At 72.0% G+C, this 11,567-nt stretch carries 12 protein-coding genes; 6 read left to right on the forward strand and 6 right to left on the reverse strand.

Annotated features, from left to right (window positions below; genetic code table 11):
• Together ABTZ17_RS20725 and ABTZ17_RS20730 are read right to left on the reverse strand one after the other, a co-directional pair.
• The coding region (locus ABTZ17_RS20725; RefSeq protein WP_352197130.1) for a hypothetical protein at positions 1-241 on the reverse strand (241 nt) is incomplete at its 3' end.
• Between the two features lie 50 nt (positions 242-291).
• Positions 292-1,701, reverse strand: coding sequence for a cytosine permease (locus ABTZ17_RS20730; RefSeq protein WP_352197131.1), 1,410 nt, complete (start codon positions 1,699-1,701; stop codon positions 292-294).
• A gap of 191 nt (positions 1,702-1,892) precedes the next feature.
• On the opposite strand from ABTZ17_RS20730, the gene ABTZ17_RS20735 reads away from it, so the two are divergent.
• The 4 genes from ABTZ17_RS20735 to ABTZ17_RS20750 all read left to right on the forward strand — a co-directional run bounded on the left by ABTZ17_RS20735 (position 1,893) and on the right by ABTZ17_RS20750 (position 6,986).
• The gene (locus tag ABTZ17_RS20735) at positions 1,893-2,963 is read left to right on the forward strand and encodes an agmatine deiminase family protein (RefSeq protein WP_352197132.1); all 1,071 of its coding nucleotides are present in this window, start codon (positions 1,893-1,895) and stop codon (positions 2,961-2,963) included.
• 61 nt (positions 2,964-3,024) lie between these two features.
• The gene (locus ABTZ17_RS20740) at positions 3,025-3,627 is read left to right on the forward strand and encodes a TetR/AcrR family transcriptional regulator (RefSeq protein WP_352197133.1); all 603 of its coding nucleotides are present in this window, start codon (positions 3,025-3,027) and stop codon (positions 3,625-3,627) included.
• A gap of 297 nt (positions 3,628-3,924) precedes the next feature.
• Positions 3,925-5,526 carry a citramalate synthase gene (gene cimA / locus ABTZ17_RS20745; RefSeq protein WP_352197134.1) on the forward strand — a complete coding sequence of 534 codons (1,602 nt, stop codon included), beginning with the start codon at positions 3,925-3,927 and terminating at the stop codon, positions 5,524-5,526.
• Positions 5,527-5,651: 125 nt separating this feature from the next.
• Positions 5,652-6,986 (forward strand): hypothetical protein, encoded by a 1,335-nt coding sequence (locus ABTZ17_RS20750; protein ID WP_352197135.1) that lies wholly within the window; start codon positions 5,652-5,654, stop codon positions 6,984-6,986.
• Between the two features lie 52 nt (positions 6,987-7,038).
• Here ABTZ17_RS20750 and ABTZ17_RS20755 read toward each other — a convergent pair whose 3' ends face one another.
• On the reverse strand, positions 7,039-7,668 hold the full coding sequence (locus ABTZ17_RS20755) for a YceI family protein (protein ID WP_352197136.1): 630 nt from the start codon (positions 7,666-7,668) through the stop codon (positions 7,039-7,041).
• A gap of 266 nt (positions 7,669-7,934) precedes the next feature.
• Between ABTZ17_RS20755 and ABTZ17_RS20760 the strand changes: the two genes are divergently transcribed.
• A complete protein-coding gene (locus tag ABTZ17_RS20760) occupies positions 7,935-9,518 on the forward strand; it encodes an acyl-CoA carboxylase subunit beta (protein ID WP_352197137.1) in 1,584 nt (527 codons plus the stop codon).
• Between the two features lie 16 nt (positions 9,519-9,534).
• The gene (locus tag ABTZ17_RS20765) at positions 9,535-9,738 is read left to right on the forward strand and encodes an acyl-CoA carboxylase epsilon subunit (RefSeq protein WP_352197138.1); all 204 of its coding nucleotides are present in this window, start codon (positions 9,535-9,537) and stop codon (positions 9,736-9,738) included.
• 179 nt (positions 9,739-9,917) lie between these two features.
• Here the strand turns inward: ABTZ17_RS20765 and ABTZ17_RS20770 are convergent, their stop codons facing one another.
• The 3 genes from ABTZ17_RS20770 to ABTZ17_RS20780 form a co-directional block, all read right to left on the reverse strand.
• Positions 9,918-10,511, reverse strand: a complete 594-nt coding sequence (locus ABTZ17_RS20770; RefSeq protein ID WP_352197139.1) for a GTP-binding protein — start codon at positions 10,509-10,511, stop codon at positions 9,918-9,920.
• Positions 10,492-11,040, reverse strand: coding sequence for a DUF742 domain-containing protein (locus ABTZ17_RS20775; RefSeq protein ID WP_352197140.1), 549 nt, complete (start codon positions 11,038-11,040; stop codon positions 10,492-10,494). Before ABTZ17_RS20775 ends, ABTZ17_RS20770 begins: the two co-directional genes overlap by 20 nt.
• 104 nt (positions 11,041-11,144) lie before the next feature.
• Positions 11,145-11,558: a roadblock/LC7 domain-containing protein gene (locus ABTZ17_RS20780; protein ID WP_352197141.1), complete on the reverse strand. Its 414-nt coding sequence runs from the start codon at positions 11,556-11,558 to the stop codon at positions 11,145-11,147.
• Positions 11,559-11,567 lie beyond the last annotated feature (9 nt).

Here is an 11,567-nt window from a genome sequence, read left to right on the forward strand (position 1 = left end):
CCGCGTGGTCGAACAGGGCACCCACGAGGAACTCGTCGCCCTCGGCGGCCGCTACGCCCGACTCTGGCGGGCCTGGCGCGAGGGCAGCTGACCCCTTCGCGGACCCCTTCCCGGATTCCTCCTCGGCCTTCTTCTTCGTGCCGCCCTCGGGCCCCAGTCCCACCAGGACGTCCCCGAAGGCGTAGGCCGCTCCCGCGGCGCCCCGCAGCACCTTGCCCACCACGTACGCGAGCTCCTCCACGGTGCTCCCCCTTGCTGTTCTCGCCGGTCCGGGCGCTCGCGCGCCCCGTGCTACTCCGTGACCGGGGCCACGGCCCGGACCGGTGCGGTCCGGAAGGTCAGCGCCGTGTAGACCAGACCGCCCGCCAGCCCCGACAGGACGAAGCTGGCGTCCACTCCTCCGGTGAGGGCCAGCAGGGGCCCCTCGTACAGCGGGGTGGACACGGCGGCCAGACCCACCAGCGCCCCGACCACCCAGGAGGCGGTGGCGCGCGCGTTCCATCCGGCGCTGTACCAGTAGACGCCGCCGCGGGCCCGACGGTTGAACACCTGGAGGGCGTCGGCGTCGTACACGCCCCCGGAGCGCGCGTACCCGATCAGGGTGACCACGGCCCAGGGGGTGCCGACGGCGGTCAGCAGCAGCACGAAGGAGGTCATCGCGGACTGGGCGTTCCAGCCGAACGAGCCCAGGAAGACGAAGGCGGTGGCCACGGCAGCGGCGACCAGGGTGGCGGTGGTCCGGGTGGCCCGCGGCACGATGGCGTCCAGGTCCAGGCCCATGGAATAGAGCATCAGCCCGGCGTTGCCCACCGACCCGGCGGCGGCCGCCACCAGCAGCGGCAGCAGGTACCAGCCGGGGGAGGCGGCGACCAGCGGGCCCGCGTAGTCCGTCCCGGCCCGGGCGGCCAGCGCCGTGAAGGTCCCGAAGAGCTGCGGCACCAGCAGTCCCGCGCCCAGACCCAGGCCGGTGGCCCACAGCACGGCGCGGGGGCGGTGGCGTCGCGGGGAGATGTAGCGGGTGTAGTCCCCGAGGAGGGTGATGAAGGCCACCGGTCCGCTCAGCCCGGCGGCGACGGCCGCCAGCGCCCAGGTGGGCCAGAAGGAGTCGAGCAGGTACGGGGTGTCCGGCGGGGCCGCGGTGGTGAAGTCCCCGGCGTACGCGACCACGCCCACGGCCAGCAGCAGCACCATCACCACGGCCAGCACCTTGCTCAGACGCAGCAGCAGGCGGTAGCCGAAGACCGCCCCGACCACGGTGCACGCGGCCAGACCCCCGTACATCAGGGCGCGGACGGCCCCCGAGTCCGGCAGCCCGGTGAGCCGGGAGAGCACCCCGGCCATGACGTCGCCGCCGATCCACAGGGTCAGGGCCGTGTAGCCGAGGGAGAGCAGCAGCCCCACCACCGAGCCGACGAGCCGGCCGCGGACGCCGAACTGCGCTCCGCTGGAGGTGGACAGGTTGGTGCCGGTGCGGAGGGAGACCAGGGCCAGCGGCGCGGTGAAGGCGACACCGGCCAGGGTGCCGGCGAGGATCGCGGTGACGGAGGGCCACAGACCCAGTCCGAAGGAGGGCGGCAACCAGCCGAAGACGATCACGCCGAGGCAGAGGTTGGAGCCGAGCAGGATCGCGACCAGGTCCCGCGGACCGCTGGTGCGTTCCTCCTCGGGGATGGTGTCGACTCCGCGCTGTTCGATCGGCATGGGGACTCCCGGCGGGGCTGAGGTGCGGGCGGCGCACGGCGTTCAGGGGCGACAGGTGTTTGAGCGCCATTCAATGTGACCCAGGGAAACCCCCCGGGTCAATCGTTCCGGACAAGGAAATCCAGAGTTAGAGTGATGTTCTAATGGATGGGCCACGGCCCCCCGCCCGTACCGCCTGTGAGGACCCCGCCATGAGCACCACCCCGCCCGCCCCCGCCGGGACCCCCGCCGTCGACGGCTTCCGGATGCCGCCCGAGTGGGCCCCCCATGAGCGCACCTGGATGGCCTGGCCCAGCCCGAACCCGACCTTCACCGACGAGGCCGAACTGACCGCCGCCCGCGAGGCCTGGGCCGCGGTGGCGCGTGCCGTACGCCGCTACGAGCCGGTCACCCTCGTCGTCCCGCCCGGCGGGACCGAGGGCGCCCGCGCCCTCGCCGGAGCGGGGGAGGGGCACCCGCTCACGATCGTGGAGCGCGAACTCGACGACGCCTGGATGCGCGACATCGGCCCCACCTTCGTCACCGACGGCCGGGGCGGCCTCGCCGCCGTCGACTGGACCTTCAACGGCTGGGGCGCCCAGGAATGGGCCCGCTGGGGCCACGACGAGAAGATCGCCCGCGCCGTCTCCGACCTCGCCGGCACCCGCACCTACAGCACCGCCCTGGTCAACGAGGGCGGGGCCATCCACGTCGACGGCGAGGGCACCGTCCTGCTCACCGACACCGTGCAGCTCGGCGAGGGCCGCAACCCCGGCTGGACCCGCGAACAGGTCGAAGCCGAGATCCACGCCCACCTCGGCACCACCAAGGCCATCTGGCTCCCCTACGGCCTCGCCGGGGACTACGGCACCTACGGCACCCAGGGCCACGTGGACATCGTCGCCGCCTTCGCCCGCCCCGGCGTGGTCATGGTCCACAGCCAGCCCGACCCCGCCCACCCCGACCACGAGCGCACCCGGACCATCGCCGCCCTGCTGCGCGCCGCCACCGACGCCCAGGGCCGCCGCCTGGAGGTCGTGGAGGTCCCCGCCCCCACCGTCCTGGAGGAGGACGGCGCATGGGTGGACTACTCCTACATCAACCACCTGCTCTGCAACGACGGCGTGGTGCTGTGCGCCTTCGACGACCCGCGCGACGAGGAGGCCGCCGAGATCTTCCGCGGTCTCTTCCCCGACCGCACCGTCACCCTCGTGGACGCACGTACGATCTTTGCCGGGGGTGGCGGCATCCACTGCATCACCCAGCAGCAGCCGCGGGTCTGACCGCGGCCGGCGCGACCGGAACTCCGGAACGCCCGGCAACCGTACGAAGAGGAGCACGGCCATGGCGGCAGGCGCGAAGGCCCGCAGGAACGCGCCCCCGCGCGAGGAGGTCCTCGCCGCCGCCATGGCCACCATCGCCGAACGCGGCCTGGACGGGCTCACCATGGCCGGTCTGGGCCGCGAGGTCGGCATGAGCAGCGGCCACCTCCTCTACTACTTCCGCAGCAAGGACGAACTCCTCCTCCAGACCCTGGAATGGAGCGAGGCCGCCCTCGGCGCCGAACGCGGCGCGCTGCTCTCCCGCCGCGCCCCGGTCCGCGACCGGCTCGCCGCCTACGTGGACCTCTACGTCCCCGAAGGCCCCCGCGACCCGCACTGGACCCTGTGGCTGGAGGTCTGGAACCGCTCCCAGAACGCCGGCCCCGCCGAACGCGACCGGCAGGCCGCCATCGAACACGCCTGGCACCGAGACCTCGTGGCCCTCCTCGCCGAGGGAACCTCCCGCGGGGAACTGCGCCCGGTGGACCCGGACCGCTTCGCCACCCGCGCCCGGGCCCTCCTCGACGGCTTCAGCATCCAACTGGCCGTGGGCCTGCCCGGCACCTCCCGGCAGGAGATCCTCGACCACGTCCGGGACTTCCTGGCCGAGGCGCTGACCACATAGCGAGACCGAATCCTGAGACGCCGGTCCCGTACCGCGAGCCGTATGGCAGACTGCGGACCGTGCATGCGTCCATCATGATTATGGGAAGCAGCGCGCCGGTCCGCAGTGACCGCTGAACCGCGGAAGAACCCCGCGGAGGCGGCCACCGTGCCCCAGACCCGCGCGCAGACCTCTCGCACCCGCGAGGGGTTTTTTCGTTTCCCGGCCCCATTCCTGCCGGGGGCCGGGGGCGCGGGATGATGGGGGCAAGTGGATCCCGGGCATCCGGACCACTCATCCGACAGGAGTCAGATCAGCATGACGACAGAGGTCATCGACGACAGTTTCCATGTCTTCGACACCACGCTGCGCGACGGCGCCCAGCGCGAAGGCATCAACCTCACGGTCGCGGACAAGCTGACGATCGCCCGTCACCTGGACGACTTCGGGGTCGGCTTCATCGAGGGCGGCTGGCCCGGCGCCAACCCCCGGGACACCGAGTTCTTCGCGCGCGCCCGCGCCGAGATCCGGTTCAAGAACGCCAAGCTCGTCGCCTTCGGCGCCACCCGCCGCGCGGGCGGCAAGGCCGCCGAGGACCCCCAGGTCCGGGCCCTCCTGGAATCCGGCGCCCCCGTCATCACCCTGGTGGCCAAGTCCCACGACCGGCACGTGGAACTCGCCCTGCGCACCACCCTCGAAGAGAACCTCGAAATGGTCCGGGACACCGTTGCCTACCTGCGCGAACAGGGCCGACGCGTGTTCGTGGACTGCGAGCACTTCTTCGACGGCTACCGCGCCAACTCCGAGTACGCCAAGTCCGTGGTCCGCACCGCCCACGAGGCCGGCGCCGACGTGGTCGTCCTCTGCGACACCAACGGCGGCATGCTCCCCGCGCAGATCTCCGCCGTGGTCGCCACCGTCCTCTCCGACACCGGCGCCCGGCTCGGCATCCACGCCCAGGACGACACCGGCTGCGCCGTCGCCAACACCCTGGCCGCCGTGGACGCCGGTGCCACCCACGTCCAGTGCACCGCCAACGGCTACGGCGAACGCGTCGGCAACGCCAACCTCTTCCCCGTGGTCGCCGCCCTGGAGATCAAGTACGGCCGCAAGGTGCTCCCCACGGGAGCCCTCGCCGAGATGACGCGGATCTCCCACGCCATCGCCGAGGTCGTCAACCTCACCCCCTCCACCCACCAGCCCTACGTGGGCGTCTCCGCCTTCGCCCACAAGGCCGGACTGCACGCCTCCGCCATCAAGGTCGACCCCGACCTCTACCAGCACATCGACCCCGAACGCGTCGGCAACACCATGCGCATGCTGGTCTCCGACATGGCCGGCCGCGCCTCCGTCGAGCTCAAGGGCAAGGAACTGGGGGTGGACCTCGGCGGGGACCGCGCCCTGATCTCCCGCGTGGTCGAGCGGGTCAAGGAGCGCGAACTCAAGGGCTACACCTACGAGGCCGCCGACGCCTCCTTCGAACTGCTGCTGCGCGCCGAGGCCGCCGGCCGGGCCCGCGGCTTCTTCCGCACCGAATCCTGGCGGGCCATCGCCGAGACCCGCCCCGACGGCACCCACGCCAACGAGGCCACGGTCAAGCTCTGGGCCCGCGGCGAGCGCATCGTGGCCACCGCCGAGGGCAACGGCCCCGTCAACGCCCTGGACCGGGCCCTGCGCTTCGCCCTGGAGCGCTTCTACCCGCAGCTGTCGAAGTTCGAGCTGGTGGACTACAAGGTCCGCATCCTCGAAGGCACCCACGGCACCGAATCCACCACCCGGGTCCTGGTCACCACCACCGACGGCAACCGCGAGTGGAACACCGTCGGCGTGGCGGGCAACGTCATCGCCGCCTCCTGGGAGGCCATCGTGGACGCCTTCACCTACGGCCTCCTCCACACCGGCGCGGAACCCACCGAATAGCCACCGAGCGACCCACCCGAGCAGCCGACCCGCGAGGCCCGCAGGCAGCACGCCCGATGCGGTGCGCTGGAGGGCCTTATGGGGCTCTTACCCGCGAAAGGGTGCATTCCGGTAGCGTCGTCGGTATGAGGACCAGGCTGATTCCCTTGCTGTCCGGCCTGCTGCTGGCCCTGTCGGCGACCGCCTTCGCGGCGGCGCCGCAGGCCGTCGCCGCCACCGGACCCGCCGCCGTGGCCGAGGCCTTCGAGAAGGGCCCCGTGTACGTGGACCCGGGCGCCTCCGCGCAGCTCTCCACGGCCCAGGCCGACGCCCTGGCGGAGAAGATCAGGAAGGCCGGGAAGCCGCTGTTCGTGGCCGTGCTGCCCGCCTCGGCCGAGTTCCCCGCCGACAGCGTGCTGCGCACGGTGCGGGCGCGGACCGGGGTCACCGGCCTGTACGCGATCCGGCTCGGCGAGGGCTTCGACGCCGGGGCCGACCGGGCCGTGATGCCGCCGAACGCCGTCCGGAACCTGACCGACGCCGTCAAGGCGGGCGGACCGGTGGACGCCGCCACACAGCTGGACAACTTCGTGGACCAGGCCCTGCCGCAGATGCGCGGCGGCGCCCCCGCCTCCTGGTCGGGCGGTGGGGCGGACGACGGGGTGCCGGTCGGCGGTCTGGTGGCGCTCGGGGCGCTGGCCGTGGCGGGCGGCGGCGGGGCCTACGCCCTGGTCCGGCGGAACCGCCGGCGCAAGGAGGAGGCCGAGCGGGCGGCCCTCGACAAGCTGCGGGTGGTCGTCGACGAGGACATCACGGCCTTCGGCGAGGAGCTGGAGCGGCTGGACTTCCATCCGGCCGAGCCCGGCGCCGACGAGGCGATGCGCGGGGACTACGAGCGGGCCCTGGACTCCTACGACCGGGCCAAGCAGATCATGGGCGGGGCCGCGCGGCCGGACGAGGTGCGCGGGGTGACCCAGGCCCTGGAGGACGGCCGCTTCGCGCTGGCGGTGCTGGCGGCCCGCCGGGAGGGGCGACCGCTGCCGGAACGGCGCGCGCCCTGCTTCTTCGACCCGCGGCACGGTCCGAGCACCGAGGACGCGCAATGGGCCCCGGAGGGCGGGGCCGCGCGGACGGTCCCGGTCTGCGAGGCGGACGCGGTGCGGCTGCGGGAGGGGCGGGACCCGGAGGTCCGCACGGTGGAGACCGAGCGCGGACCGCGGCCGTACTACGACGCGGGCCCGGCGTACGGGCCCTGGGCCGGCGGCTACTTCGGCGGCGGGATGCTGCCGGGCCTGCTGGTGGGCACGATGCTCGGTTCGATGATGGCCTCCCCGGCCTACGCCGCCGACGGGGGCGGCGGTTTCGAGGGCGGGGACTACTCCGGCTCCGATTTCGACGCCTCCGATTTCGGGGGCGGGGACTTCGGGGGCGGCGGGGACTTCGGCGGGGGCGGCGGATTCGACGGCGGGGGCGGCTTCTGAGGGCCGCCCCCGGTGTCCGACGCGCGGGGCCGGGGCCGTGTGGCCCCGGTTCTCAGCCCTGCTTGATGGCGGAGACGTCGAAGGTCAGCTTGACCTTGTCGCTGACCATGACGCCGCCGGTCTCGATGGCCGCGTTCCAGGTCAGGCCCCACTCGGAGCGCAGGATCTCGGTGCTGCCCTCGAAGCCGACGCGCTCGTTGCCGTAGACGTCCGTGGCGGAGCCGTTCAGCTCCAGGTCGATGGAGAGCGGCCGGGTGACGTCCTTGATGGTGAGGTCGCCGGTGATCCGGAAGGTGCTGCCGCCCAGCTGCCGGGCCTCGCGGGAGCGGAAGCTCATCAGCGGGAAGGTCTCGGCGTCGAAGAAGTCGCCGCCGCGCAGGTGGGCGTCGCGGTCGCCGATGCCGGTGTCCACGGAGGCGGTCCGCACGTCGATGACGGCGGTGGAGCGGGTGGGGTCGGTGCCGTCCAGCTCCAGCACACCCTCGAAGTCCCCGAAGGAGCCGCGGACGTTGGTCACCATCGCGTGCCGGACGGTGAAGCCGATGCTGCTGTGGGCCGGGTCCACGGTGTAGCGGCCGGTGAGGGCGGCGAGCGCCGGGTCCACGTCGAGGGTGGCGACGGAGCCGGTCGCGGTGGTCGTGTCGGCGGCGTCCTGACGGCTGCGGCGGGTGAAGATCCCCATGGTGTCCTCCTGGGTCGGGCGGCCGTGACCCCGGCCGGTAGTCGTTGAAGTTTCAACGAGAACGACACTAGACCCCTGTGGTTCAAGTTTCAACTTACTCGGGAGTTCGGCGCGAGTTTTGTCGAAGTTCGACAAAGGACCTCTGTCCCAACTGGCGGGTCACTTGCCCCTTGCCTTCCTTCTGTCCGCAGCGGACAGCGGAGAGGGCCGGAGACTGTACGGAAGTGACGGAGGGTTTTCCTTGGCGCTCTTCGTAAGGTCGGTACATGACCGTTGTGGATGAGACCCCCGGCGAGCCGACGGACGCTCGCGGCCGCGTGGCCGAGCTGCTGGCCCTGCGCGAGCAGGCCCGGCGCGGCCCCAGTGAGCGCGCCACCGAGGCCCAGCACGCCAAGGGCAAGCTCACCGCCCGCGAGCGCATCGAGCTCCTGCTCGACGCCGACTCCTTCCGCGAGGTCGAGCAGCTCCGCAGGCACCGGGCCACCGGCTTCGGCCTGGAGTCCCGCAAGCCCTACACCGACGGTGTCATCACGGGCTGGGGCACCGTCGAGGGCCGCACGGTCTTCGTCTACGCCCACGACTTCCGGATCTTCGGCGGCGCCCTCGGCGAGGCCCACGCCACCAAGATCCACAAGATCATGGACATGGCCATCGCGGCCGGTGCCCCGCTGGTCTCCCTCAACGACGGAGCCGGCGCCCGCATCCAGGAGGGCGTCTCCGCCCTCGCCGGATACGGCGGCATCTTCCAGCGCAACACCCGGGCCTCCGGAGTCATCCCGCAGATCTCGGTGATGCTCGGCCCCTGCGCCGGCGGCGCGGCCTACTCCCCGGCCCTGACCGACTTCGTGTTCATGGTCCGCGAGACCTCCCAGATGTTCATCACCGGACCCGACGTGGTCCGCGCGGTGACCGGCGAGGAGATCACCCAGAACGGCCTCGGCGGCGCCGACGTGCACGCCGAGACCTCCGGCGTCGCGCACTTCGCGTACGACGACGAGGAGACCTGCATCGCCGAGGTGCGGTACCTGATCTCCATGCTGCCGTCCAACAACCGCGAGAACCCCCCGGTCCACGAGTCCTCCGACCCCGCCGACCGGCGCTCGGACGTCCTCCTCGACCTGGTCCCCGCCGACGGCAACCGCCCGTACGACATGCACAAGGTCATCGAGGAGCTCGTCGACGACGGCGACGTCCTGGAGATCCACGAGCGCTGGGCCCGCAACATCATCTGCGCGCTCGCCCGCCTCGACGGCCAGGTCGTCGGCATCGTCGCCAACCAGCCCCAGTCGCTCGCCGGAGTCCTCGACATCGAGGCCTCCGAGAAGGCCGCGCGCTTCGTCCAGATGTGCGACGCCTTCAACATCCCGATCGTCACGCTGCTGGACGTCCCCGGCTTCCTGCCCGGCGTCGACCAGGAGCACGGCGGCATCATCCGCCACGGCGCCAAGCTCCTGTACGCCTACTGCAACGCCACCGTGCCCCGGATCTCCCTGATCCTGCGCAAGGCGTACGGCGGCGCGTACATCGTCATGGACTCCCAGTCCATCGGCGCCGACCTCACCTTCGCCTGGCCGACGAACGAGATCGCGGTCATGGGGGCCGAGGGCGCCGCCAACGTCATCTTCCGCAAGCAGATCGCCGAGGCCGAGGACCCCGAGGCCATGCGCACCCGCATGGTCAAGGAGTACAAGGCCGAGCTGATGCACCCCTACTACGCGGCCGAGCGCGGCCTCGTGGACGACGTGATCGACCCCGCGGAGACCCGCGAGGTCCTCATCAGCTCCCTCGCCATGCTCCGCAACAAGCACGCCGACCTCCCGTCCCGCAAGCACGGCAACCCGCCGCAGTAAGGAGACCAGCCACCCCATGAGCACTCCCGCTGACGCCCTGCTCCGAGTCGAGAAGGGCCACGCCGAGCCCGAGGAGCTCGCGGCCCTCACCGCGATCCTCCTCGCCCGCGCCGCCGCCGGCCCCGCCGCGCCCGAGGCCCGCAGCGCCCGCTCCCAGGCCGGCTGGCGCCGCCTGGAGCGCACCCCGGGCTTCCGCGCCCCGCACAGCTGGCAGGGCTGAGCCCCCGAGCGCCCCGCGCTCCGCAGCCGAGAGGCCCCGCACCCGATCAGGGGGCGGGGCCTCGGCCGTTCCCCGGCCAGGAGCCTCCCGGGGCGACCCCGGCACCCCGGCACGCCGAAGGCCCCGCACTCCGGAGAGTGCGGGGCCTTCGGGGCGTTCCGTCGCGGTGCGCGCGCCGCCTACCGCAGGCGCGCCATGAGCGCATGCTCCACGAGGGTGATGAGGGCGCTTTTGGCGTCGGCGCGGTGGCGTGCGTCGGTGGTGATGATGGGTGCGTCGGGGCCGATCTGGAGTGCTTCGCGGACTTCTTCGGGGGTGTAGGGCTGGTGTCCGTCGAAGCCGTTGAGGGCGATGACGAAGGGGAGGCCGCTGTTTTCGAAGTAGTCGACGGCGGGGAAGCAGTCGGCGAGGCGTCGGGTGTCGACGAGGACGACGGCGCCGATGGCGCCGCGGACGAGGTCGTCCCACATGAACCAGAAGCGGTCCTGTCCGGGGGTGCCGAAGAGGTAGAGGATGAGGTCCTGGTCGAGGGTGATGCGGCCGAAGTCCATGGCGACCGTGGTGGTCGTCTTGTCACCGGTGTGTGTGAGGTCGTCGATGCCGGCGGAGGCGCTGGTCATGACGGCTTCGGTGCGCAGCGGGTTGATCTCGGAGACGGCGCCGACGAACGTGGTCTTGCCCACGCCGAAGCCTCCGGCCACCACGATCTTCGCGGAGGTGGTGGAGCGGGGCGCCCCACCGACGGAACCTCCGTTAGAGCTTGCGAAGTCCACTGAGCACCCTTTCGAGCAGTGTCACGTCTGGCTGGCCGCCGGCCGACTCGTCGCCGCCGGGCTGGTGAATGGCGACGAGCCCGGCCTCGGCCAGGTCGGCCACGAGGATCCGGGCGACGCCCAGGGGGATGGAGAGGAGTGCGGAGATCTCCGCAACGGACTTGATCTCCTGGCACAGCCGGCAGATCCGCTGGTGCTCGGGCAACTGCCCTTGCAGACGGGCGGGATCCGCCGTGGTGCTGACCAGCGCCTCGATGGCGAGCTGGTAGCGGGGCCGGGTCCGGCCGCCGGTCATCGCGTAGGGCCGGACCAGCGGGTTGTGCGCCTTCGGAGCCGCCGGAGTCGCCCGCGGGGGCTGCGGCGGCGCCATATGGGGAGGCTGGGGCTGTCCATAGGGCTGTTGCATGTACGGATTCTGCTCCTGCGCGGGCTGCCGGGAGGGAGCGGAAGGGAAGCCGAAGCGGTTCTGGTCGTGCCCACCCGGCGGCTGCTGGGCGCCGCCATAAGGATGTCCTCCGGGTGTTGTCACGCTTCCTCCTCCGACTCCGAGAACGCAGTACTCCCTGTGGAACCGCGCCACCGCACCCTATGGTGCGATGACGCGAAACGCACTGCCTGTCTGCTGTTTGAGAACTAGTTGAGAAGACTTCCCTGCAGCTCGGCGCGCAGGTCCGGGGTGAGGACACTGCCCGCGCGGTCGACCAGGAGGGCCATCTCGTAGCCCACGAGGCCGATGTCGCACTCGGGGTGCGCCAGCACCGCCAGCGAGGAACCGTCGGAGATGGACATGAGGAAGAGGAAGCCGCGCTCCATCTCCACCACGGTCTGGTTGACGTGGCCGCCCTCGAAGATCCGAGAGGCCCCCGCGGTCAGCGAGGTCAGGCCGGAGGCCACGGCCGCCAGCTGGTCGGCACGGTCGCGCGGGAACCCGTCGGACATCGCCAGAAGGAGTCCGTCGGCGGAGACCACCACCGTGTGGGACACCCCGGGGGTGTTGTCCACGAAGTTGGTGATCAACCAGTTCAGGTTCTGCGCCGCCTGGCTCATCGGGCTCAC

This window comes from Streptomyces sp. NPDC097619 (assembly GCF_040302735.1).
In the GTDB taxonomy this organism is placed as follows: domain Bacteria; phylum Actinomycetota; class Actinomycetes; order Streptomycetales; family Streptomycetaceae; genus Streptomyces.